This window comes from Rhizobium sp. Root1212 (assembly GCF_001424985.1).
In the GTDB taxonomy this organism is placed as follows: domain Bacteria; phylum Pseudomonadota; class Alphaproteobacteria; order Rhizobiales; family Rhizobiaceae; genus Pararhizobium.
In genome coordinates, this window is record NZ_LMDA01000012.1 from 275396 (window position 1) to 299846 (window position 24451).

Consider the following 24451-nt stretch of genomic DNA (forward strand, 5'->3'; position numbering starts at 1 on the left):
CCGTTCTGCGGGCTGGTGAGGATCATCGCCATCACGCCACCTCGAACCGCTTGAGTTCGGCAGGTTCTCCCGAAATTTCCAGGAAGAATCGAGTAAGAAGGTTCTTCGCCGCCAGCATGCGATAGCCGGCCGTGGCACGCCAGTCGGTCAGCGGCTGGTAGTCCTGCTCCAGCGCAATCCGGGCGGCGGCAATCGTCTCTTCGTTCCAGAGCTGGCCGGTGAGGGCCGTTTCCGCCGCTGCCGCCAGCTTCGGCGTTCCCGCCATGCCGCCAAAGGCGATGCGGGCGGCCGTGACGCGGTTATCGGCATCGAGCGAAATGCGGAAGGCGGCGCAGAGGGCCGAAATATCCTCGTCGCGCCGCTTGGTGATCTTGTAGACGGCGAAATGATCGCCCGCCGGCAAGGCCGGCACGAAGATGCTCTCGACGAATTCGGACGCTTTCCGGTCCTGCATGCCATATTGAATGAAGAAATCTTCAAGCGGCAGTGTGCGGGCGCCGGAGGTGGAGCGGAGCGTGACTGTGGCGGCGAGCGCGATCAGCGGCGGCGGGCTGTCACCGATCGGCGAACCGTTGGCGACATTGCCACCGATGGTGCCCATGTTGCGCACCTGCTCGCCGCCGATGCGGTCGATCAGGCCTGCGAAAGCCGGATAGTGGCGCGACAGGGTTTCGAAGGCGGCAGTGTAGCTGACGCCGGCGCCGATGGTGATGCCCTCGGCAGTTTCGGTGATGGTCTGCAGTTCATCCAGCCCATTGATGAACACGACCGGATTGATCGGCCGCATCTGCTTGGTGACCCAGAGGCCGACATCGGTCGAACCCGCGACGATGGTCGCCTTGGGCGACCGTTCCATGATCTTGGCGAGATCGGCTGTGGTGCCGGGAATGATAAGCTGTGCCTCTTCCGGCCCGATGACGATGGTCTCTTCCGTCTTCAGCGCTTTCAAGCGCGTGCCGATTTCGTCGCGCATCTTCAGGATCGGGTCGAAGACGCTGTTTGGACGGGCGCGGGCGACGGCTTCGGCAGCCTTGACGATCGGCTCGTAGCCCGTGCAGCGACAGAGGTTGCCTTGCAGCGCCTTTTCGATATCGGCGCGGCCCGGATTGTCCTTTGAAAGCCAGAGGCCATAAAGCGACATGACGAAGCCCGGCGTGCAGAAGCCGCATTGCGAGCCGTGATAATCGACCATCGCCTGCTGCACCGGATGGAGTGTGCCATCTTCAGCGGCCAGATGCTCGACGGTGACGACATGGGTGGCATTCATCGAGCCGACGAAGCGGATGCAGGCATTGACGCTCTCATAGATGAGCCCATCGCCCGCAAGCCGGCCGACGAGCACGGTGCAGGCGCCGCAATCACCCTCGGCGCAGCCTTCCTTGGTGCCGGTCAGGCGCCTTTCGAGGCGCAGGAAATCAAGCAGCGTCGCGGTCGGCGAAAGCTGCGATAGGGTGACCTCGCGATCGTTGAGAATGAAGCGGATACTGCCCGATGCTGCCGTCATTTTTTCTCTTCTTATCAATTCGACACACCAGACTAGCCGCAAAAGCGGCAATGTGACAATTACGTTTTTAATATCCTCCGTGGCTGGATTTGGTCATCGGATATTTGCGTTTTATTTTCGTTTGACATTCGTTTTGTCATCGTATTGAAGTTTTCTTAGGCTTGCGCGAGGAGGAAACGCGCGCGGTTCCGCTTCAGGAGGAGACCATCATGGGTTATGTGCTTGCGATCGATCAGGGCACCACGTCGAGCCGTGCGATCGTGTTCAACGGCGAGCAGAAGATCGTCGGCACCGGCCAGCGCGAGTTCCGCCAGTATTTCCCGAAATCCGGCTGGGTGGAGCACGATCCCGAGGAAATCTGGGATACGGTCGTTTCGACGATCCATGAGGCGATCCGCAATGCCGGTCTGGTGGCCTCCGACATTTCCGCGATCGGCATCACAAACCAGCGCGAGACGGCCGTCGTCTGGGACCGCAAGAGCGGCAAGGCGATTTACAATGCCATCGTCTGGCAAGACCGCCGCACGGCCGCCGATTGCGAACGGTTGAAGAAGGACGGCTTTGAGGAGATGGTCGTCAGGAAAACCGGCTTGCTGCTCGATCCGTATTTCTCCGGTACGAAGCTTTCCTGGCTGCTCTCGAATGTCGAGGGCGCGCGGACGCGGGCCGATGCGGGCGAGCTTTGCTTCGGCACCATCGATACATTCCTGATCTGGCGGCTGACGGGCGGGCAATCCTTCGTCACCGATGCGACCAATGCCTCGCGCACCTTGATGTTCAACATCGCCGAAAACCGTTGGGATGATGCGCTTTTGAAGATGCTCGATGTGCCGCTCGCCATGCTGCCCGAGGTTCTCGATTGCGCCGCCGATTTCGGCATCACCGATCCGGAGGTCGTTGGCGCGGCAATCCCTGTGCTCGGCGTCGCCGGCGACCAGCAGGCCGCGACCATCGGGCAGGCCTGTTTTGCGCCGGGCATGCTGAAATCCACCTATGGCACGGGTTGCTTTGCGCTGCTCAACACCGGGCAGGACATGGTGCGTTCCAAGAACCGGCTGCTCACGACAATCGCCTATCGCCTGGACGGCAAGACCACCTATGCGCTGGAGGGCTCGATCTTCATTGCCGGTGCGGCCGTACAATGGCTGCGCGATGGTCTGAAGATCGTCAACGCCGCCTATGAGACCGGGCCTATGGCGAAAGAGGCCGATCCGCATCAGGACGTTTATCTCGTACCGGCCTTCACCGGCCTCGGCGCGCCCCATTGGGACCCGGATGCCCGCGGCGCGATCTTCGGCCTCACCCGCAGCACCGGCCCCAACGAAATCGCCCGTGCGGCGCTCGAAGCCGTCTGCTACCAGACGCGCGACTTGCTGGAAGCGATGCATAAGGACTGGTCGAACGACGCATCCGAAACGGTTCTGCGCGTTGACGGCGGCATGGTCGCCTCCGACTGGACGATGCAGCGTCTCTCCGACCTGCTCGATGCCCCGGTCGATCGTCCCGTCATTCTCGAGACCACCGCGCTCGGCGTCGCCTGGCTCGCCGGCAGCCGCGCCGGCGTCTGGCCGGATCAGGCCGGCTTTGCCGCCACCTGGGCCCGCGACCGCCGCTTTGAACCCGAAATGGACGACAAGACCCGCAACGCCAAGATCGCCGGCTGGAACGACGCGGTGCGGCGGACGCTGAGCGTTTAAGCGGTTCGCCAAATCGCCACAGCTTTGTGAAACATATTGTTTCCCTGGGTGAACTGTAATCTGTTGTCCTTCGCAACTAGATAGCTGCGAGGAAAGCCGCTCGGCGGCTCAGGTAGATAGGTCGCATCATGGAACTTGGTCTTTACACATTTGCGGATGTTCACCCCGAAGCGCCGCGCGGGCGTGGCGTCGAGGGCGAAGAGCGGGTTCGCCAGCTGATCGAGGAGATCGAGCTTGCCGATCAGGTGGGGCTCGACGTCTTCGGGCTCGGCGAGCATCATCGCCCGGATTATGCGGCCTCTGCGCCGGCCATGATCCTTGCCGCTGCGGCAGCGAAGACGAAATCGATCCGGCTGACGAGCGCGGTCACCGTTCTCTCCTCCGACGATCCGGTGCGGGTGTTCCAGCAATATGCGACGTTGGACCTGATCTCGGCCGGGCGGGCGGAGATCATGGCGGGGCGCGGTTCCTTCATCGAATCCTTCCCCCTCTTTGGCTACAACCTCGAAGATTACGACGATCTCTTCTCCGAAAAGCTCGACCTGCTGCTCGCCATCCGCGATAACGAGGTCGTGACCTGGGGCGGCAAGATGCGTCCGGCCATTCATGATCGCGGCGTCTATCCGAGGCCGCTGCAGGAGGAATTACCGATCTGGATCGCCGTCGGTGGCACGCCGCAGTCGGTGGCGCGCGCCGGGGCACTTGGCTTGCCGGTGGCGCTTGCGATCATCGGCGGCGAGCCGGTGCGGTTTGCGTCGCTGCTGGATCTCTACCGCGAGGCGGCCCGGCGGGCGGGGCAGGACCCGGCAAAACTCAAGACCAGCATCAATGTCCACGGCTTTATCGCCGATACGACGGAGCAGGCGGCCGACCAGTTTTATGGTCCGCAGGCGGAGGTGATGAACCGCATCGGCCGCGAGCGTGGCTGGGGGCCGACGAGCCGGGCGCATTTCAACCAGTCGATCGGCCCGAACGGCAATCTCTTCCTCGGCGATCCCGAAACCGTCGCGGAAAAGATCATCCGCCATCAGCGCATCTTCAAGAACGACCGCTTCCTCCTGCAGATGGCGATTGGCCTGATGCCGCACGACCAGATCATGCGCGGCATCGAGCTTTACGGCACCAAGGTCGCGCCGATCGTGCGCGAGGCCTTGGCCGAGGATGCGAAGAAAGCCGCTGCCCAATAGGGCGGCGGGGCTTTATCGGAAGGCACCGAGGCGTTACATAGACGCCGAAAGCGAGACGATATGACCCTGAACAATGACGACGATCTGGAGCGGCTGAAGGAAATCGGCCGTATCTGCGCCCGCGCCCTGCAGACGATGGGTGATGCCTTGGAGCCCGGTATGACGACGGCCGAACTCGATGCCATCGGCCGCCGCGTGCTGGAGGAGGCCGGTGCCCGTTCGGCCCCGGAACTCTCCTATAATTTCCCCGGCGCCACCTGCATCTCCGTCAACGAAGAGGTCGCCCACGGTATTCCGGGCGCCCGTGTGATCGCGGCCGGCGATCTCGTGAACATCGATGTTTCGGCGGAAAAGAACGGCTTCTTCGCCGATACCGGCGCATCCTTTGCCGTGCCACCGGTCAAGCCGCATATCGAGCGCCTGTGCCGCGATGGCAAGCGCGCCATGTGGACGGGCCTCAACGAGGTGCGTTCGGGCAAGCCGCTGGCCGCCATCGGCAATGCCATCGGCAGCTTTGCCAGGAAGAACCGCTATACGCTGGTCACCAATCTGGCGAGCCACGGTGTCGGCCGTTCGCTGCACGAGGAGCCGACCGAAATTGCCACGTGGCCGGACAAGCATGAGAAGCGCCGCATGGAAGAGGGCATGGTCTTTACCGTAGAGCCCTTCCTGTCGCTCGGCGCGCAATGGGCCGAAGGCGGCAATGACGACTGGACGCTTTATAGCGAGCCGCGTGCCCCGACCGTGCAATACGAGCATACGGTGGTCGTCACCCGCAACGGTCCTGTCGTGGTGACCCTGCCGGCCTGATGCCGCACCATTCGCGGCATTGATCGATCGCTCAATTTTTGTCGTTTGTGGCGGCTTTGCTGCGGTGCGATAAAACGGACATGACAGTCGCACATTCTTCTGCGGGACTAGCTCGCACGGCGGCGGCCGGGGCCATCGCCATGGCTGTCGCCATGGGCTTCGGGCGCTTTGCCTATACGCCGATCCTGCCGGGCATGATGTCCGGCCTCGGCCTTTCTCCATCGGATGCCGGTGTGATCGCCTCGGCCAATTTCGTCGGCTATCTCGCCGGCGCCGTTCTCGCGGGGCTTGGCTGGGCGACGGGGCGGGAGCGATTGATCGGGATCGGGGCGCTGCTGGCGACAGCGGTTTTGCTGCTGGCGATGGGGGTTACCCAAAGTATTGCAAATTTCGTCGTCATCCGCTTTCTGGCCGGTGTCGCCAGCGCCTTCACGATGATCTTCCTGTCGTCGATCGTGCTTGGCCGCGCGGCACAGGCCCATAATCCGCATGTGCAGTCTGTCCATTTTGGCGGCGTCGGCATTGGTATCGCCCTGTCGTCGCTCGTGATCTATCTGCTCGCCGACATCGATATTGCTGGCCTCGCGGGTTGGCGCATGGATTGGCTTTTCAGCGCGGCCATTGCCTTTGCCGGCATGGCCGCAGTCGCTTTCCTGCTTAAGGGAGAAACGGTGACGGCGGCACCGGTGCAGGAGCCGCCGCTTGTCTGGACGAGATCGTTCGTGGTGCTGACGCTCACCTACGGGCTGTTCGGCTTTGGCTATGTCATCACCGCCACGTTCCTCGTCGCGATGGCGCGGGAGGGGGCGGCCGATACCACCATCGAGTTTCTCGCCTGGTTCGTCACCGGGCTTTCCGCCGCCGTCTCGATTTATCTTTGGGGCAAGCTGGTGCCTATTCTGGGGTTGGTCGGCATCTATCTCGCGGGCCTGCTGGTCGAGGCGATCGGCCTCGTGCTGGCGGTCAGCCTGCCTTTGCCGCTGGCGCCCTTGGTCGGCGGGGTGCTGTTGGGCCTCACCTTCCTGATGGTCACGGCCTTTGGATTGCAGATCGGCCGGCTGCTTTCACCCAAAAGCCCGCGCAAGGCGCTTGCCTTCATGACGGCTGCCTTCGGCGTCGGCCAGATCATCGGCCCGATCGTTGCCGGCTGGCTGGCGGAAGGCGGTGGCTACACGCTGCCGACCCTGATAGCAGCCGCCGTGCTGCTTGCCTGCGCCGTCATGATCGCCGTGGAAGGAAAACGTATTTCAGCGGCGATGGCGTCGGCCTGAGCCTGCGCCCGCACCGTATTAAATCACCGTAACGTTTGCCGCGCGTGATTGGCAGGGCAGGGCTTTTGCCCTAGTTTCCCGCATCGAGAGGGCGGGTGTTTCGCCCGCCACCAGCGAAAGTCGGACTGTCTTGTTCCTATCCTTTTTTCCCAAGCCAAAGCTGTTTTTCCCCTCTGTCGTCATCTGGACCCTGCTTTCGGTCCTCGTCTGGTATGGGGGCGGTCGCGACTTCGGTGCCTTGATCGGCTTGCCACCGCTGCCGGACGGTGTAGACCCGGTGGTCGGCGTCTCTGTTTTCTGGTCTGCGCCGTTCCTGTGGTTCTATATCTACTACATCGTCATGGCGGGGCTGTTTTCGGCGTTCTGGTTCACCTACAGCCCGCATCGCTGGCAAAGCTGGTCGGTGCTCGGCTCGGCGCTGATCGTCTTCAACACCTATTTCTCGGTGCAGGTCAGCGTCGCCATCAATGCCTGGTACGGCCCGTTCTATGACATGATCCAGCGGGCGCTGGCCCGGCAGGCGCCGATCCCGACTGCTCTCGATATCTATTGGGGCATGACCGGTTTTGCCGGCATCGCCTTTGTCGCGATCACCGTCGGCGTGCTCAATCTCTTCTTCGTCAGCCACTACATCTTTCGCTGGCGCACGGCGATGAACGAATTCTACATGTCGCACTGGCCGAAGCTGCGCCATATCGAAGGTGCGTCCCAGCGTGTTCAGGAAGATACGATGCGCTTTTCCTCGACGGTCGAAAGCCTCGGGGTCAATCTCGTCAGCTCGATCATGACGCTGATCGCGTTCCTGCCGGTGCTGTTCAAGTTCTCCGATACGGTCACGGAATTGCCGATTATCGGCGCGGTGCCGCATGCGCTCGTCTGGGCGGCGATCTGCTGGTCGCTGTTTGGAACGGTGTTTCTGGCGTTGGTCGGTATCAAGCTGCCGGGGCTGGAGTTCCGCAACCAGCGTGTCGAGGCGGCCTACCGCAAGGAACTCGTCTACGGCGAAGACCATGACGATCGGGCGGACCCGATCACCGTGGCGCAGTTGTTCGCCAATGTGCGGCGCAACTATTTCCGCCTCTATTTCCACTACACGTATTTTAACGTCGCCCGCATCTTCTATCTGCAGGCCGACAATCTCTTCGGCACCTTCGTTCTCGTGCCGTCGATCGTGGCGGGCAAGCTGACGCTCGGTGTGATGAGCCAGATTCAGAACGTTTTCGGGCAGGTGCGGGAATCGTTCCAGTATCTCGTGAATTCCTGGACGACGATCGTGGAGCTGCTGTCGATCTACAAGCGCCTGCGCGCCTTCGAATCGGCGATCTACGACGAGCCGCTGCCGACCATCGACCAGCGTTATCTGGAAACCCAGAGCGAAGACGACGTTCGGACCGCCTGAACGGCATGAACCATCAGGGCATACTCAGAAGGCGGAGCGATCCGCCTTCTTTTCGTTGGCAAGCCTTGCGAGCGCTTCCGGATAGCTGACGCAGGCGACATCCGGCTTGCTGCAGGTTTCCGTGAGGAAACGATCGAGCGCCCGCCAATAGGCGCCGCCATTCATCTCGACGAAATGAAAGCCAAGCTGCAGCGGAATACGTTCGCCGTCGTATTGGGTATCGAAGGCATTGCGGTAGGCTTCGAGTGCGCGTGCCTCGAAGGTGGCGGTGTCCTTCTTGTTCTCGACACCCATGGAGTGGCGGATGAAGAGGTTGTAGTCCATGCCGATCACTCGACGCTGCTGCGGCCCTTCGGGAATGAGCGGCAGGCCGAAGCGCGGCATGCCGTCGGCCGTGGCGGGCAGGCCCGGCCCCTTGGTCACGAGGCTGGCATCGTAGCGGAAGCCCGCATCCTTCAATGCCGGCAGCAGGCCGTCGCTGGTCGAAAGATAGGGCGCGCGAAAACCCTTGATACCGTTCTTGACGAAATCGTCCCAGCCCTCGGGCTTTTCGCTGTCGATGCCGGCCGTCGTCCAGGCCTTGGCAAGGGCGGTGTCGAATGCCTTGAATTCCTTGGTCCAATCGGCCTTGCTCCAGGCTTTGCCGTCGAAATGGCCGCAGGCATGGCTACCGATGTCGTGGCCGGCCAGATGCGCCTGCCAGATATGACGCGCGCGGGCGGCGATCTCGTCGGTCGATTGGGCGAAGCCGACATTCGAGCGGCCGGCTTTGTGGCCCGGTGCCTGATAGCTGCGGCCATCGCCGGCCTTGGTCATCAGGAAGGTGCAGGAGAGGAAGTAGGTGAAATGCGCGCCCGTGCGCCGGCCCATGTCGAGGCTCTTTTCCCAGAGCGCGTTGTCATGGGCGCCATCGAAGGAAACGATCACCATCTGCTCCGGCTTGGCCGGTGTCGCATCCGCCGCGAAAGCAGGGGGTGCGGCGAGACAGAGGGCGAGGGGGGCGAAACGGGGCATGCGGGACATGGATTGGGCCTTGAAGGAGGGGCGTGATCGCGCTTTTCAAACAGGGAGCTGCGATGCACTGCCGCAGGAATGCGGCAATCCTTTGATCGTGCTGGAAATCCGCCACCATTGCCTTTATTCCCGTTGATGGAAATTCCTTTCAGGACAGGTTGGACATGGCCCTTCTCATTCTCGGCATCGTTATTTTTCTCGGTATCCATCTGGTGCGCAGCTTTGCGCCGGGGCTGCGCGAGGCGGTTATCGCGCGCAGCGGGCAGGGTGCGTGGCGGGCCATCCACGGCATCTGCGCCGTCGTCGGCCTCTGTCTGATCGCCTATGGCTTCGATGCCTCGCGCGCCACGACCGGCATTCTCTACACGCCGCCGAAGTTCCTCAGCCACATCGCGCTGACGCTGATGATCTTCGCCTGCATCTGTCTGGTCGCCGCCTTCCTGCCAGCCGGCCGGATCAAGGCCGCGACCAAGCATCCGGCCATTCTCGCCATCAAGATTTGGGCGCTGGCGCATCTCATGGCCAATGGCGAGACCAATTCGGTGCTGCTGTTCGGCACCTTCCTCGCCTGGGGCGTGATCCTGCGGATTTCGATGAAGCGCCGCTGGCGTGCCGGCGCCGTCACGCATCCGGTTTTCGTGTCCTATGCCTATGATGCCATGGCCGTTGTCGGCGGCCTCGTCGTCTACGGGCTTTTCGTCTGGAAGCTGCATGAACTGTTGATTGGGGTCGCGCCGATCGCCCTCGGATAGGCCAATTCGCCGATGCCCCCTTACAACCGGCGCAAAATGGGGTAGAAGGCGCAAAATCTTTCCATTGCGTACCAGAAGGCCGAAACAGGAATGGCGAACCAAGACGACAGCTTTATCCGCGAGGTGAACGACGAACTGCGCTCGGACCAGATGCGCGGTGTCTGGACCCGGTTCGGCGGCATCATCATCGCCATTGCCGTGCTGATCGTGCTCGGAACCATCGGCAAGGTGGTTTACGAATACTGGCGCGAAAGCTCCGCCTCAAAATCCGGTGATGCTTTCCTCGCGGCGTTGACGCTTGCCAAGGATAACAAGACCGACGAGGCGATGGCGGCCTTCGATGCCCTGGAAAAGGACGGCTTCGGCTCCTATCCGGTGCTGGCGCGCATGCGCGCCGCCACGCTGCAGGCGCAGAAGGGCGATGCGGCAGCCGCAATCGCCGCCTTCTCGGAAATCTCCAAGGACAACAGCGTCAACGCGGCGTTGCGCGATGCGGCCCGTGTGCGTGCGGCCTATCTGCTCGTCGATACCGGCACCTATGAGCAGGTTTCGGCCGAGGTCGAACAGCTTGCCGTGCCGCAGAACGGCCTTCGCCATTCGGCCCGTGAAGCGCTCGGTCTCGCCGCCTACAAAGCCGGCGACATGGCCAAGGCCAAGGGCTGGTTCCAGCAGATCGCCGATGATGCCCAAAGCCCGCGCAATCTGGCAAACCGCGCCCAGATGCTGCTCGATCTTATCACCGCAAGCGGCAAGGCGTCCTGAAGGGGCGCGTGAGGAACAGGAACTCTCGATGAACTTCACCGTCGCCATCGTCGGGCGCCCCAATGTCGGCAAGTCCACGCTTTTCAACCGTCTGGTGGGAAAGAAGCTGGCGCTTGTCGATGACACGCCGGGCGTTACCCGCGACCGGCGTCCCGGAGACGCCAAGCTCGTCGACCTGCGCTTTACCATTATCGACACGGCGGGCCTCGAGCAATCGGGGCCTGAAACCCTTCAAGGCCGCATGTGGGCGCAGACCGAAGCCGCCATCGAAGAAGCCGATGTGACGCTCTTCGTCGTGGATGCCAAATATGGCCTGACCCCGGCGGATGAAACCCTGGGCGAAATGCTGCGCCGTCGCGGCAAGCCGGTGGTACTGGTGGCCAACAAATCCGAAGCCAAGGGCTCGGATGGCGGCTATTATGACGCCTTCACGCTCGGCCTTGGCGAACCCGTCGCGATTTCCGCCGAACACGGCCAGGGCATGATCGATCTGCGCGACGCGATCGTCGCGGCCATCGGCGAGGACCGGGCTTTTCCGCCGGATGTGGATGAGGCCGTAACGAATATCGACGTCCGCGACGAGGCGACCCTTGCCGGCGCCGAGGACGACGAGGATTTCGAGCCCGAATATGACGAAACCAAGCCGCTGCGCGTCGCCATCATCGGCCGCCCGAATGCCGGCAAGTCGACGCTCATCAACCGTTTTCTCGGCGAAGACCGCCTGCTGACCGGCCCCGAGGCCGGCATCACCCGCGACAGCATTTCCGTCGAATGGGACTGGCGCGGCCGCACGATCAAGATGTTCGATACGGCCGGCATGCGCAAGAAGGCGCGGGTGCAGGAAAAGCTGGAGAAGCTTTCCGTCGCCGACAGCCTGCGCTCGATCCGCTTTGCCGAATCCGTCGTCATCGTCTTCGATGCGACCATCCCGTTCGAAAAGCAGGACCTGCAGCTCGTCGATCTCGTGATCCGCGAGGGACGTGCCGCGGTGCTTGCCTTCAACAAGTGGGATCTGGTCGAAAACCCGCAGGCGCTGCTTGCCGATCTGCGCGAAAAGACCGAGCGGCTTCTGCCGCAGGCGCGCGGCATCCGCGCCGTGCCGATTTCCGGCCAGACGGGCTACGGCCTCGACAAGCTGATGCAGTCGATCATAGATACCGACAAGGTCTGGAACCGCCGCATTTCCACGGCGCGTCTCAACCGTTGGCTGGATAGCGTCCAGACCCAGCATCCGCCACCGGCTGTTTCCGGCCGCCGCCTGAAGCTGAAATACATGACGCAGGTGAAGGCTCGCCCGCCGGGCTTCATGATCTCCTGCACGCGGCCTGATGCCGTGCCGGAAAGCTATATCCGCTACATGACCAACGGTCTGCGCGTCGATTTCGACATGCCGGGCGTGCCGATCCGCATCCATCTGCGGGCATCGGAAAACCCGTTCGAAAACAAGAAGAAAAAGCGGTAATCAGGCCGCCGGCAGCTTGTCGGCGGCGATCAGCGCGCCGTGATGCTGGATGACGGAGGCGGCCGCCCTGGCCGCAAATTCTGCCGCCGCCCTGGCATCGCCGTTGACGGCGTAACGCGCGAGGAACGCGCCGTTGAAGCTGTCGCCGGCGCTGGTCGTGTCCACGACCTTTTCGACGCGGACGGTGGGCACGAAGACGGTTTCCTGCCCCTTAAAGCTCAGCGTCACGCCATTGGCGCCGTCCTTGACCACAAGGTTACCGACCCCGAGGCCGCGGTAGCGGGCGATGGTGGCGGCGATATCGGCATCGCCGAAATGGGTGGCCTCGTCCTCGAAGCTCGGCATGACGAGGTTCGATGCGCGGGCGCCGGCCGAGATCGTGTCGAGCATGCGCTGGCCATCGTCCCACAGGCGCGGGCGGATGTTCGGGTCGAACACCACCAGCTTGTCCTCCGCCTTGGCGCGGCGCAGTTCCGACAGCAGGGTTTCGACGGCGTTTTCGGCAAGGATCGCCAGCGTGATGCCGGAAAAGACGATGATACCGGCCGTCTCTACCGCCTTGCGCAGGTGATCGGCATCATCGGCCAGCAGCTTTGCCGCCGAGGTCGAGCGCCAGTAAGAGAAGCTGCGCTCGCCATCCTTCAGGTGGATCATATAGAGGCCGGGCGAACGGCCCTCGATGCGGTGGATGAGGTGAGTGTCAACGCCGGTGGATTCCATGAAGGCGAGCATGTCGTCGGAGACGGTATCGGTGCCGACGGCGGTCAGATAATCCACGGACCAATCGGCGGGCAGGAAACGGCGGGCGTAATAGGCGGTGTTGAAGCTGTCGCCGGCATAACCCTTGCGCAGGAGATCGCCCTCGGCCTGCATGAGTTCCACCATACATTCGCCGATCGTCAGCAGCCTGCGCGCCATTGGGATTCTCCTCTGCCCTATAATCTTCGGATAGGAGGAAGGGCGGCGGAAGGCAAGGGCGTTTCGGGGGAGGGGCGTTTGGATGTATAAGAGGATGCTGGGAAAAGCCGCTACGCCACCGTTTACTCTGCAGCAACAGGACGATACACCTTGTCTTCCTGTCCCCTCCTGTCATGGAGTTTCCGTTGGCGTCTCCCGTAAAATCCGATCCCGACTGGTGGCGTGGCGCCGTCATTTATCAGGTGTATCCGCGTTCCTTTCAGGACAGCACCAATGACGGCCTCGGAGACCTGAACGGCGTCACGGCACGGCTACCCTATATTGCCAGCCTCGGGGTGGATGCGATCTGGCTGTCGCCGTTCTTCACCTCGCCGATGGCCGATATGGGCTACGATGTCTCGGACTATTGCGATGTCGATCCGATGTTCGGCACGCTTGCCGATTTCGATGCGCTGCTGGCGGAGGCTCATCGCCTCGGGCTGAAGGTGATCATCGATCAGGTGATTTCCCACACCTCCGACCAGCACCCCTGGTTCAAGGAAAGCCGCTCCAGCCGCAGCAACGACAAGGCCGACTGGTATGTCTGGGCCGACCCGAAGCCGGATGGCACGGCGCCCAACAACTGGCTGTCGATCTTCGGCGGCCCGGCCTGGGAATGGGACGGCGTGCGCAAGCAATATTACATGCACAACTTCCTCGGCTCCCAGCCGGATCTCAATTTCCACAACCCGGAGGTTCAGAATGCGCTGCTCGACACCGTGCGTTTCTGGCTGAAGCGCGGCGTCGACGGCTTCCGGCTCGATACGGTGAATTTCTACTTCCATGACAAGGAATTGCGGGACAATCCGCCACTGGTCTACGACGCGGACGCGATCGGCCTCGACGCGCCCGATGTCAATCCATACGGGATGCAGAACCATCTCTACGACAAGACCCAGCCGGAAAATATCGGCTTCCTCCAGCGCTTTCGCGCCTTGCTGGACGAATTCGGGGACCGTGCTTCCGTCGGCGAAGTGGGGGATGGCGCACGTTCGCTGAAGACCGTCGCCGCCTATACCAGCGGCGGCGACAAGCTGCATATGTGCTACACCTTCGACCTTCTGGGACCGGATTTCACCGCCACCCATATCCGCCGCTGTGTTACGGCTTTTCAGGACGCGGTGACGGATGGCTGGGTCTGCTGGGCCTTTTCCAACCATGACGTTACCCGTCATATCAGCCGTTTCATCGAGCAGGACAGCGAGCGGGAGCGGGTCGCAAAGCTTGCCATCTCCGTCCTTTCCGCCCTGCGCGGCTCGATCTGCCTTTATCAGGGCGAGGAACTGTCGCTTCCCGAAGCCGAGCTTGCATTCGAAGACCTGCGCGATCCCTATGGCATCCGCTTCTGGCCAGCCTTCAAGGGACGTGACGGGTGCCGCACGCCGATGCCTTGGAACGCAAAGGCCGCCAATGCCGGCTTCTCCAAGGGCAAGCCCTGGCTTCCGGTTCCGGATGTTCACAAGGCGCTGGCCGTTGATGCGCAGGAGGGTGCGGACGATTCGGTGCTGGCGCATTACCGCGAAACGCTCGCCTTCCGCAAGGCGCATGCTGCGCTGCGCGACGGCTCCATGCGCTTCATCGAAACCAATCAGGATATTCTCGCCTTCATCCGCGAGAAAGACGGCGAACGGATACTGTTCGTCTTCAACCTGCGCCGCGGCCCGCAATCGGTCCAACTGCCGAAGGATGTGAAGATCTCGGAACTCCTGTCCATTCCGGGCTTCGAATCACGACTGGAGGGCGGGGATGTGGAGCTTGATGCGCTGGATGCGTTTTGCGGGAGGTTGTCGTCTTAATTGACGGCAACTCACCCGATCAGCATAAACTTGTCGACATCCACCAGTCCGCGGTCGGAAATCTTCAGGTGCGGGATCACCGGCAGCGGTAGGAAGGCGAGTTGCAGGAAGGGTTCCTGCAAGGTAGCGCCGAGTGCGAAGGCGGCCTGGCGCAGGTGGTGCAGCGTGTCGCGCACGCTTTCATAGGGCTCGAGGCTCATCAAACCGGCGACGGGCAGGGCGATTTCGCCGGTGACATTGCCGTCCTCGACGACGACGAAGCCGCCCTTGATTTCGCCGAGGCGGTTGGCGGCCAGCGCCATGTCGTCCTCGTTGACGCCGACGACGCAGATATTGTGGCTGTCATGGCCGACCGTCGAGGCGATCGCGCCCTTCTTCAGGCCAAAACCCTGCACGAAGCCGTTGGCATGGTTGCCGTTGACGCCATGGCGCTCGATGACGGCGACCTTGATGATGTCGCGGCCGAGATCTATGCCGGTCTGGTTACCATCCGCCGGCAGCTTGAAACGGCGATGCTCGGTGATGATCTTGCCCGGCAGTACGCCGATGACGGAGGTTTCGCCCTCGGTATAGGGCACGCCGAAGGCGGCGGCGTTGACATGGCCGGCCTTGACGCTGTCGAGGCCGACGGGTGCTACGGGGCGGCGGGTGGCGAAAAGCGCGTCGGTAACCTGCCGGCCGGCGGCAAACACCATGTCCGCACGGCAATCTTCCAGACTATCGATCACGACGAGGTCGGCTCGCCAGCCAGGCGCCACGAGGCCGCGGTCGCGAAGACCAAAGGCGCGGGCGGCGGAAATCGAGGCGGCGCGGTAGACGGCAAGCGTGTCGGCACCCTTGGAAATCGCTTCGCGGATCATGTAGTCGAGATGGCCTTCCTCGGCGATGTCGAGCGGGTTGCGATCATCGGTACAGAGCGCGAGGTAAGGTGAGAGACGTTCGGTCAGAAGCGGCAGCAGCGCATGGAGGTCCTTGGAGACCGAACCTTCGCGCACCAGCACGTGCATGCCCTTGCGGATCTTCTCCAGCGCTTCTTCGGCCGTGGTGCATTCGTGTTCGGTGCGGATGCCGGCGGCGAGATAGCCGTTGAGATCGAGGCCGCGCAGGAGCGGCGCGTGGCCATCGATATGGCCGCCCTGGAAGGCTTCGAGCTTGGCGAGACAGACGGGGTCCTTGTGGATCACTCCGGGGAAATTCATGAATTCGGCAAGGCCGATGACTTTCGGATGGTTTCGGAACGGCAGAAGCGTCTCGATCGGCAGGTCGGCGCCGGAGGTTTCGAGATGGGTCGCCGGCACGCAGCTCGAAAGCTGGACGCGGATGTCCATGATGGTTTCGAGCGCGCTGTCGAGGAAGAACCGGATGCCTTCCGTGCCCAACACGTTGGCAATTTCATGCGGGTCGCAGATGACCGTGGTAACGCCGTAGGGCAGCACGCAGCGATCGAATTCATGCGGCGTGACGAGCGAGGATTCGATATGCAGATGCGTATCGATGAAACCCGGCACGACGATCTTGCCGGAGATGTCGATCTCGGTCTGGCCGCTGTATTCGCCGCAGGTGCCGACGATACGGTCGCCGCAGATAGCGATGTCGGAGGAGATGAGTTCGCCGGTCGTCAGGTCGTAGAACCGGCCACCCTTCAGCACGATATCCGCGGGCACGCGCCCTGTGCCCTGGTCGATGAGGCGTTCGAGACGTTCTGACATGGCGGCTTCCTGTTCTGCTCTAGAGTATGTCAGGTTCAGATCGAACCTGACATACTCTAGATTCTTTTGTTTTCGTTTGTCTTTTCGGGAAAACCGGTTCCCACTTTTGCCTGACAAACTCTAAAAATGAAATACCCCTCCGCGGAAACCGCGAAGGGGAGACTTCGTACACCCGAAGGGCTCAGGCGATGGCGTTCAGCACCTTGCGGATGCCGTCCATCAGCTCGTCGATTTGCTCCGTCGTGATGATCAGCGGCGGCGAAAGCGCGATGATATCGCCGGTGGTGCGGATCAGGAAACCGCACTCATAGGCCTTGAGGAAGGCGGAGAAGGCGCGCTTGGTCGGCTCGCCGGCGATCGGCGCAAGTTCGATCGCACCGATCAGGCCGATGTTCCTGATGTCGATGACATGCGGGCAATCGGCGAGCGAATGCAGCGCCTTTTCCCAATAGGGGGCAAGCTCGGCGCCGCGGGTCAGCAGACCCTCTTCCCGGTAGGTGTCGAGCGTGCCGAGCGCTGCGGCCGAGGCGATCGGGTTGCCCGAATAGGTATAGCCGTGGAAGAACTCGATCATGTGCTCAGGGCCGGTCATGAAGGCGTCGTGGATTTCAGATGTCACGAAGACGGCGCCCATCGGGATCACGCCATTGGTCAGGCCCTTGGCGGTGACGATGATGTCCGGCTTCACGTCGAAATACTGGGCCGCAAACGGTGTGCCGAGGCGGCCGTAACCGGTGATGACTTCATCGAAGATCAACAGGATGCCGTGCTTGGTGCAGATATCGCGCAGCTTCTGCAGATAGCCCTTCGGCGGAATGAGAACGCCGGTGGAGCCGGCGACCGGTTCGACGATGACGGCTGCGATGGTCGAGGCGTCATGCAGCGTGACGATGCGCTCCAGTTCGTTCGCGAGATCGCCGCCATGTTCCGGCTGGCCCTTGGTGAAGGCGTTCTTTTCGGGCAAGTGGGTGTGCGGCATGTGATCGACGCCGGTCAAGAGGGTGCCGAACATCTTGCGGTTGGAAACGATGCCGCCGACGGAAATGCCGCCGAAATTGACGCCGTGATAGCCGCGCTCGCGACCGATAAGGCGGGTGCGCGACCCCTGGCCCTTCACACGTTGATAGGCGAGCGCCACCTTCAGCGCCGTATCGACGGATTCGGAGCCGGAATTGGTGTAGAGAACATGGTTCATGCCTTCCGGCGCGATATCGACCAGGCGGTTTGCCAGTTCGAAAGCCTTGGGATGGCCGAGCTGGAAGGCGGGCGCATAGTCGAGTTCGCCGGCCTGCTCGCGGATAGCCTCGGTGATGAGGGGACGGCAGTGGCCGGCATTGACGCACCAGAGTCCTGCGGTTCCGTCCAGCACCTGCCGGCCGTCGGCGGTCGTATAGTGCATGTCCTTGGCCGCCACGAACATGCGCGGCTCCTTCTTGAACTGACGGTTGGCCGTGAACGGCATCCAGAAGGCGCGCAGATCGTTGGGGGTGACATTGCGGTTCGACATCATGTTCTCCATGGCCTGTGGCACGGCCATCATTTTGAATTGAGTGGGCTTTGACTCTCTGCCCGGCGGCCAAACTATCAGGGTGCCCTTGAGCGTCAAGTACGCGCCTGATCGGGCCACTTGCCTGCTTCTCGGTGCGATTGCATGGCTTTGACCGGTTCGTCTTTCAGGAAGCTTAACCTGTTTGCGGCAGATTGCGGGCGCGCATCCGAAACGGCTTCAGGACGATGACCTTGCGAAATGGTGTGGCCTGCGCGGCCGTTGTTGTGCTTGGCCTGCTTCTCGTGCAGGCCCGCGCGGAAGAAACGATTGTCGACGGCGCATTCTCCGAGGCCAAGGACGGCTTCTGGGGCAGCGGCGATGTCGTGCTGTCGCGCGAAGACGGCAGATTGTGCGCGGCGGTGCCGGCCGGCGGGCAGGCCTGGGACAGGCTGATCGGCGTCAACGACATCAAGCTCAGGCCGGGAAAAACCTATCATCTGGGGTTGAAGGCCGAGAGCCGGGGCGAGCACCGCTTCTCCATCCTCGTGCAACGGGCGGCCGAGCCCTGGACGGCACAGGCGCGCCTGGATGGCCGCGCCGGGGAAAAGCCCGCCGATCTCTCCCTGCTCTTCGTCGCCAAGGAGGCGGAGCCGGCCCAGCTCGTCTTCCATCTCGGCGGGGCTTCCGACCCCTGGCGCCTTTGCATCGACGATGTGACACTCGCCGCTTCCGAGGCGAAGCAGCCGGTGTCTGCCGGCGTGGCGAGCGCCGTTCCGGCGCATGGCCCGAGCCCGCTCGAAGCTCTGCCGCCGCTCGTCAATCAGTCCGGCTATTTCCTCGACGGCCGCAAGCGCGCAACGATCATCTCATCCTCTGCCAAGCCGCTGGCGTTCAAGCTGGTGGATGCCGAGGGCAAGACCGTAGGGGAGGGCACCGCCTTGCCATCCGGCTACGACCCGACAGTGGCGGCGGATACGCAGGTCGCGGATTTTTCCGCTTTCCGCCGGGCGGGCGATGGTTATCGCATCGTTGTCGCCGACAAGAAGAGCTTTCCGTTTTCCATCGGCCATGACGTCTATTCGCGGCTTCGGATCGATGCGCTTTCCTGGTTCTATCCGCAGCGAAGCGGCATCGCGATCGATGGTGCGATTGCGGGCGCTGCCTATGCGCGCCCTGCCGGCCATATCGGCGAGGAGGAAAACAAGGGCGATACCGATGTCGGCTGCCTGACCGGGGCGGTGGCGCAAACCCTCTATGGCGACTGGCATTGCGATTATCGATTGGATGTCTCGGGTGGGTGGTACGACGCCGGCGACAACGGCAAATATGCCGTCAACGGCGCGATTTCCGCCGCCCAGTTGCTCGGCACCTTCGAGCGCGGCATGGTGTTCGGCGGCGGAGCGTCGGCGGCGGCGAGCGACAGCCTGTCGCGCATTCCCGAAAACGGCAACGGCATTCCCGATATCCTCGACGAAGCCCGCTGGGAACTGGATTTCCTGCTGAAGATGGTCGTGCCGAATGGCAAGCCGCTGGCCGGCATGGTGCACCACAAGCTCCACGATACGGAGTGGACGGTGCCGCCGCTGCTGCCGGATCAGGACGACAAGGAGCGCGCTCTTCACCGGCCCTCGACCGCCGCGACCCTCGATTTTGCCGCGACGGCTGCGCAAGGAGCGCGGCTCTTTGCCCCCTATGATCAGGCTTTTTCGCAAAAGCTGCTCGCCGCTGCCCGCAAAGCCTGGCTGGCGGCAGCAGCCAATCCGGTGCTCTACGCTCCGCAGAGCGATGGCATGCAAGGCGGCGGTGATTATGACGACGACGATATCACCGACGAAACCTACTGGGCTGCTGCGGAACTCTTCATCACCACTGGCGAGGGGAAGTATCTGACGGCGCTGCGCGCCTCGCCCTATTGGGCCGGGCCGGTGTTTTCGCCCGCTGGCGCCTTCCATTGGCGCAATCCGGCAGCGCTCGCACGGATCAATCTGGCGCTCTACGGCGAAAAGCTGTCGAAGAAGGATCGCTCGATGATCCGCAAGAGCGTGGTTTCGGCGGCGGAGAATTTTCTGAAGCTGCAGCAGAAGGAACCCTTCGGCCAGATCTATCGTCCCGCCGAAAGTCGCTACGACTGGGGCTCCAATCACGCGATCCTGCAGAACATGATCGTAATGGCGGCGGGCTACGATCTTTCCGGCGATCGCAATCTTCTGGCCGGTATCCGCGAAAGCATGGACTACATCCTCGGCCGCAACGCCATGAACATGGCCTACGTTACCGGCTATGGCAGCGTGTCGCCACAGAACCAGCATAGCCGCTGGTATGCCCATCAGCTCGACGGGAGCATGCCCAATCCTCCGGTCGGCTCGCTGGCTGGCGGGCCGAATTCGACCCCGGTGGACGAGATCGCCCGCGGCAAGCTTAAAGGCTGCGTGCCACAAACCTGTTATGCCGACGATATCGCCGCCTTCGGCAGCAACGAGATCGCCATCAACTGGAATGCGCCGCTCGTCTATATCGCTTCCTTCCTCGCGGATGCACGATGACCACCAAGAAGACCACCACCATCGCCATCGTCGGCACCGGCTTTGTGGCTGACTACTATATGACGACGCTTGCCAACCATCCCGAGCTTCGGCTGGCTGGCGCCTACGATATAGATGATGCACGGCTTAGCCAGTTTTGCGCCTACTGGAGCGTGACGCCCTATGCCACGCTCGACGCACTGCTTTCGGATGCGACTGTCGGGATCGTCGTCAATCTGACGACGCCGGAAAGCCATTTCGCCGTCAACGAGGCGGTGCTTTCGGCCGGAAAGCACGTCTACTGCGAAAAGCCGCTGGCGATGGATGTGGAGGACGGGCGCAGATTGGTCGATCTCGCCAAGAGCCGTGGACTGACCCTTGCCGGCGCGCCCGCCAATGCGCTGAGCGATGCGCAAGCCCATTGCCGGGCGATCCTTGAGAGCGGCGCGATCGGCACGCCGCGCCTTGCCTATGCCGAGATGGAGGACGGCCCGGTCTTTCTCGACAACTGGCAGGAGTGGAAAAGCCGCTCCGGCGCCAAATGGCCGGGCGTGCATGAATTCGAAATCGGTTGCACGCTGGAACATGCGGGTTATGCCACAAGCTGGCTGGTGTCACTCTTCGGTCCAGTCGCGCATCTCGATGCTTTTTCGGCGCTCACCTTTCCGCAGAAGGGACCGGGAACCGAGGGGCTGGCGCTCGCCGCGGATTTCTCGGTCGGCTGCCTGCGTTTCGCGTCGGGGCCGGTGGCGCGGCTGACGAGCGGCCTTGCCGCGCCGCGCGACCGCTCGCTGACCATTATCGGTGACAAGGGCACGCTGATCGTCTGCGATCTCTGGGACAACCGTTCGCCCATCCACCTCGAATATGCCGGGCGAAGCCGGCCGCTTCTGCACCGGATCGTCGACAAGCTGGAGCGTCGCCGCGGTCGGCGCTTTCCCTTCCGGCTGGTGCCGGGCAAGGCCGTGCCCTATGCCGATGCCGGTGTAAAAGGCCAGCTTCCGGCCTATCCGTCGCAGATCGATTTCATGCGCGGCATCGCGGCCCAGGCAACGGCGATCGAGGCGGGAACGGTGCCGTATTTCTCTGGCGAACGGGCGCTGCATCTCACCGATATCGTGCTGGCGCTCAATGCCGGGCGGCGGGATTATACGCCATCGTCTTTGTGAGAGCGGTATAGTCTACGACGCAGGCCGCGCGCGAATTTCCTCGATGATCTTCAGTGCCTGAAGGCTGGCGGAGAGCTGAGCGCGGGGTTCCTGCCTTGCGCCGCTCAGGATCGCGGCACTTGCTGCCTCGATCTCGAATTGCAGGCCGCCGCCGGGGAAGGAGCCGTCGAAAATCTCCACGCCCGGAAGCGGCAGGCGGCGGGCGATCTTGGCGAGGGTATCGGAAAGCCGGCCCCCTGCCTTTGGTGCGAGGAGGGGAAGCAAGGCCTTGTTTCGCACGACGAACAGCCGGGCCGCCTTAAGGAAGGGCGCATCGAGAACGAGCGTGCCCGTCTCGCCCTCGATTACATAGCGGTTTTCGCCCGTATCGAGGAAACTGCAGCCGAGATCGACGGTGAAACCGTCATAGTCGAGCCGCATGGTGGCGGCGAGATCGACGCCGGTGGGGGCGGCCTGCCAGTCGCCGCTGACGGACTTGGGTGGGCCGAAGAGATTGAGCGTCACGGCCAGCGGATAGACGCCCAGATCGAGCAGCGCCCCGCCGCCCAGCGCCGGGGAAAAGAACCGGCTTTCCGCATTGAACGGCTTTGCAAAGCTCAGATGTCCACGCACGGCGCGGATGCGGCCGATCGCCTGTTTCGCCAGCAGGTTCCGCAGCCTTTCGAGCGCTGGCAAATACAGCGTCCAGAGGCCTTCCATGGCGAAGACGCCGCTGTCTTTCGCGAGCATCGCCAATGTTTGCGCTTCGGAAGCGGTGGCAACCAGCGGCTTTTCGACGAGCAGGGGCTTTCCGGCGGTTATCAGCCGCTTTGCCTGCCCGAAATGTGCGGTGTTGGGCGAGGCGATGTAGACGGCGTCGATGCCCGGCGCTTCGGCCAGTGCATCGAGATTGGCGAACACGGCAAGCGGGCCGAACCGCCGGGCGAAATTCGCGCCGGTTTCGGCGTTGCGCGACAAGACCGCGACGAGCGTGGCATTCTTCGTCCGCGCGATATCTTCGGCAAAGGTCGCGGCGATGGTTCCGGTGCCGATGACGGCCCAACGTAGTTTCGACATGGTGGTTCTGCTGCCCGGATGGATGATGGCGCGATCCTGCACGGCAAGTCTCAAGGTCGGGTAAATACCGGGCTTCGGTCCGCTAGCGATATGGTTGCAAGCTTGGCACAACCTTGTCGTGAGACTGAACTGGTGCTCCAATGATGGCGGATAAGGGCAATAATGCCGCCATCGCCTTGGGGCGATGATCATTGCCTGCCGCGCCCGGACCCGTTTATCCCGGCGCGGCAGGTCAAAACGCCCTTGTCACCGACTTCCGGGGACCTGTCCGGTTATCGGGGGCGAAGGGCAAGCGTGTTGGCGATGGCTGCTTGAATGGCCAATCGGGCGCCCCCGCAATTGCGAGGAAGGAGATATCAAGCGCGGAGCTGCTTCAGCGGCTGGGCGCTGTCGTCATTTTCCCGGTAGATATCCTTCAGCGTGTCCAGAACCTTCAGCACCGATTCGGCAGCACAGGAATAATAGATCGTCTGGGCGTCACGGCGCGTCGTCACCAGATTCTGGGCGCGCAGTTTCGACAGATGCTGGGACAGGGCCGACTGGCTGAGGCCGACCTGAACCGCCAGCGCACCGACGGCCATCTCTTCCTTGACCAGCGAGTTCAAAATCAGCAGGCGCTTCGGGTTTGCCATGGCGGACAAGAATTCAGCAGCGACCTCTGCCTTCTGATGAGTCTCAGGGGAAATTTCGGGCATTACGCACTCCGATGCGGGCTCTCATCACGCTTCCAAAGCACGGCGCCTGTTTCGGACTGGCGCGCGCTTCAGGTTCTTATTGTTTCATATGGCCTTTGCAAAATCGCTTAAGCATTTCGCGCGACGCGCTTTAGTCATACGAATTAGAAGCGGATAATTAGCCGTGCTGAATGAAAGGGCAACGGGGCACTGCTAGAATTAGGGGTAAAAGAGGAGAGTTAACCGTAAAGCCGCACCAGAAGCGGCCGTAGTTCGGCCGCCGATTGCAGCGGTTGCTCGAATTCGAGGCGTTTCAGTTTGTCGCCAAGCGAAAGATCGAGGCCGGCCGCGTCGATACCGGTGATCGTCCAGCCCTCTTCCGTTGCCTTGCAGAAGGTCTGCGCATAGCGGGTGGCGGCATCGGCATGGTCGCTATTCATATGGTCGATGGCGCGGCCTTCCATGGCCACCAGATCGGCGATGGCGGGTGAGGTGATCATCAAATCCGGACCATCAAGCGCATAGGCGCGGCCAAAGCCACCGTTCAGGCTGGCCCGCTGTGGCGTCAGCCGGAAGAAGGCGAAATCCGGGAAGTCGACATAAAGTTCGGCCTTGGGGTGTCGGCGCAGGAAGCGTTCGCGCAGCCGTAGGTGACGGGTATCGTCGCGCTCTACCTTTTCCGCCAGGCATTGGACGGTCATCCGCGCATGGGCGAGCGGATCTCCCTTGCCGATCTCGCCGACCAGCAGGGAGCAGCGATTGTCCAGCGTCAGGGCCTGGGTGTGGGTCGAAAGCTTGGAGATAAGGATGACCGGCGTGCCGTCGATATCAATGCCGATCAGGGCGCGGCTGACGAAGGGAAAGCCGTTTTCGCCGGGCTCCAGAACGGCAAGGGCCGCACTGCGCGCCGAACGCAGCAGCGTGCGGGCGAGCTTGCGCGCCTCGTCGTCGGTATCGCGCAGCACGGAGGGCTTGTCGGTCATGGTCGTGGTCTCCTGAAACGACCCGCAGGCGAGGGCGGGTGTGGAGGAGAACTAGCGCAAAATTGGGGAAACGGAAATCTGGAAAAGTGGAGTATAAACGGAAAGTATGAGGAGCTGAGAGGGCTGCGGCATATCCCTTCTCCCCGCGCGCGAGGAGAAGGTGCCCGATAGGGCGGATGAGGGGCGGGGTTCCAGTCCCTCAAGAATGAAGGTTTGCCCCTCACCCTAGCCCTCTGCC

Annotated in this window: 19 protein-coding genes; 11 read left to right on the forward strand and 8 right to left on the reverse strand. The window is 62.4% G+C overall.

Going from position 1 to position 24451, the window contains the following annotated elements; genetic code table 11:
* Positions 1 to 31: 31 nt before the first annotated feature.
* Positions 32 to 1504: a xanthine dehydrogenase small subunit gene (gene xdhA / locus ASC86_RS13405; RefSeq protein ID WP_056321714.1), complete on the reverse strand. Its 1473-nt coding sequence runs from the start codon at positions 1502 to 1504 to the stop codon at positions 32 to 34.
* Between the two features lie 206 nt (positions 1505 to 1710).
* On the opposite strand from xdhA, the gene glpK reads away from it, so the two are divergent.
* From glpK to sbmA, 5 genes are all read left to right on the forward strand, one after another.
* Positions 1711 to 3201, forward strand: a complete 1491-nt coding sequence (gene glpK / locus ASC86_RS13410; protein ID WP_056322593.1) for a glycerol kinase GlpK — start codon at positions 1711 to 1713, stop codon at positions 3199 to 3201.
* A 128-nt stretch (positions 3202 to 3329) separates the two neighbouring features.
* Complete coding sequence (locus ASC86_RS13415; RefSeq protein WP_056321716.1) at positions 3330 to 4388, forward strand: LLM class flavin-dependent oxidoreductase; 1059 nt, start codon at positions 3330 to 3332, stop codon at positions 4386 to 4388.
* Positions 4389 to 4448: 60 nt separating this feature from the next.
* A complete protein-coding gene (map, locus tag ASC86_RS13420; protein WP_056321721.1) occupies positions 4449 to 5198 on the forward strand; it encodes a type I methionyl aminopeptidase in 750 nt (249 codons plus the stop codon).
* 80 nt (positions 5199 to 5278) lie between these two features.
* The gene (locus tag ASC86_RS13425) at positions 5279 to 6469 is read left to right on the forward strand and encodes a YbfB/YjiJ family MFS transporter (RefSeq protein WP_056321724.1); all 1191 of its coding nucleotides are present in this window, start codon (positions 5279 to 5281) and stop codon (positions 6467 to 6469) included.
* Between the two features lie 130 nt (positions 6470 to 6599).
* Entirely contained in the window at positions 6600 to 7868 is a 1269-nt protein-coding gene (gene sbmA, locus ASC86_RS13430) for a peptide antibiotic transporter SbmA (RefSeq protein WP_056321726.1), read from the forward strand.
* Positions 7869 to 7892: 24 nt separating this feature from the next.
* Here sbmA and ASC86_RS13435 read toward each other — a convergent pair whose 3' ends face one another.
* A complete protein-coding gene (locus ASC86_RS13435) occupies positions 7893 to 8882 on the reverse strand; it encodes a hypothetical protein (RefSeq protein WP_056322596.1) in 990 nt (329 codons plus the stop codon).
* Positions 8883 to 9046: 164 nt separating this feature from the next.
* Between ASC86_RS13435 and ASC86_RS13440 the strand changes: the two genes are divergently transcribed.
* From ASC86_RS13440 to der, 3 genes are all read left to right on the forward strand, one after another.
* Positions 9047 to 9634, forward strand: a complete 588-nt coding sequence (locus ASC86_RS13440; protein ID WP_056321729.1) for an NnrU family protein — start codon at positions 9047 to 9049, stop codon at positions 9632 to 9634.
* A 90-nt stretch (positions 9635 to 9724) separates the two neighbouring features.
* The gene (locus ASC86_RS13445) at positions 9725 to 10396 is read left to right on the forward strand and encodes a tetratricopeptide repeat protein (RefSeq protein ID WP_056321732.1); all 672 of its coding nucleotides are present in this window, start codon (positions 9725 to 9727) and stop codon (positions 10394 to 10396) included.
* Between the two features lie 28 nt (positions 10397 to 10424).
* The gene (gene der, locus ASC86_RS13450) at positions 10425 to 11858 is read left to right on the forward strand and encodes a ribosome biogenesis GTPase Der (RefSeq protein ID WP_056321735.1); all 1434 of its coding nucleotides are present in this window, start codon (positions 10425 to 10427) and stop codon (positions 11856 to 11858) included.
* On the opposite strand, the gene ASC86_RS13455 is transcribed toward der, so the two are convergent.
* Entirely contained in the window at positions 11859 to 12776 is a 918-nt protein-coding gene (locus ASC86_RS13455; protein WP_056321737.1) for a sugar kinase, read from the reverse strand.
* Between the two features lie 185 nt (positions 12777 to 12961).
* Between ASC86_RS13455 and ASC86_RS13460 the strand changes: the two genes are divergently transcribed.
* Positions 12962 to 14611, forward strand: a complete 1650-nt coding sequence (locus ASC86_RS13460) for an alpha-glucosidase family protein (protein ID WP_156387043.1) — start codon at positions 12962 to 12964, stop codon at positions 14609 to 14611.
* An 11-nt stretch (positions 14612 to 14622) separates the two neighbouring features.
* On the opposite strand, the gene ade is transcribed toward ASC86_RS13460, so the two are convergent.
* Together ade and ASC86_RS13470 are read right to left on the reverse strand one after the other, a co-directional pair.
* Positions 14623 to 16320 carry an adenine deaminase gene (gene ade, locus ASC86_RS13465; protein ID WP_056321743.1) on the reverse strand — a complete coding sequence of 566 codons (1698 nt, stop codon included), beginning with the start codon at positions 16318 to 16320 and terminating at the stop codon, positions 14623 to 14625.
* A 181-nt stretch (positions 16321 to 16501) separates the two neighbouring features.
* Complete coding sequence (locus ASC86_RS13470) at positions 16502 to 17827, reverse strand: aspartate aminotransferase family protein (RefSeq protein ID WP_056321746.1); 1326 nt, start codon at positions 17825 to 17827, stop codon at positions 16502 to 16504.
* Positions 17828 to 18054: 227 nt separating this feature from the next.
* Here ASC86_RS13470 and ASC86_RS13475 point away from each other — a divergent pair, with 227 nt between their 5' ends.
* Both ASC86_RS13475 and ASC86_RS13480 read left to right on the forward strand, forming a co-directional pair.
* Positions 18055 to 20352 (forward strand): glycoside hydrolase family 9 protein, encoded by a 2298-nt coding sequence (locus tag ASC86_RS13475; RefSeq protein ID WP_056321748.1) that lies wholly within the window; start codon positions 18055 to 18057, stop codon positions 20350 to 20352.
* Entirely contained in the window at positions 20349 to 21500 is a 1152-nt protein-coding gene (locus tag ASC86_RS13480; RefSeq protein WP_056321751.1) for a Gfo/Idh/MocA family oxidoreductase, read from the forward strand. The genes ASC86_RS13475 and ASC86_RS13480 overlap by 4 nt, the downstream gene beginning before the upstream one ends.
* Positions 21501 to 21512: 12 nt before the next feature.
* Here the strand turns inward: ASC86_RS13480 and ASC86_RS13485 are convergent, their stop codons facing one another.
* The 3 genes from ASC86_RS13485 to ASC86_RS13495 all read right to left on the reverse strand — a co-directional run bounded on the left by ASC86_RS13485 (position 21513) and on the right by ASC86_RS13495 (position 24213).
* Positions 21513 to 22556, reverse strand: coding sequence for a Gfo/Idh/MocA family oxidoreductase (locus ASC86_RS13485; protein ID WP_162245005.1), 1044 nt, complete (start codon positions 22554 to 22556; stop codon positions 21513 to 21515).
* Positions 22557 to 22912: 356 nt separating this feature from the next.
* Positions 22913 to 23251, reverse strand: a complete 339-nt coding sequence (locus tag ASC86_RS13490; protein ID WP_056321756.1) for a metalloregulator ArsR/SmtB family transcription factor — start codon at positions 23249 to 23251, stop codon at positions 22913 to 22915.
* A 218-nt stretch (positions 23252 to 23469) separates the two neighbouring features.
* Positions 23470 to 24213 (reverse strand): HugZ family protein, encoded by a 744-nt coding sequence (locus ASC86_RS13495; protein ID WP_056321760.1) that lies wholly within the window; start codon positions 24211 to 24213, stop codon positions 23470 to 23472.
* Between the last annotated feature and the right edge of the window lie 238 nt (positions 24214 to 24451).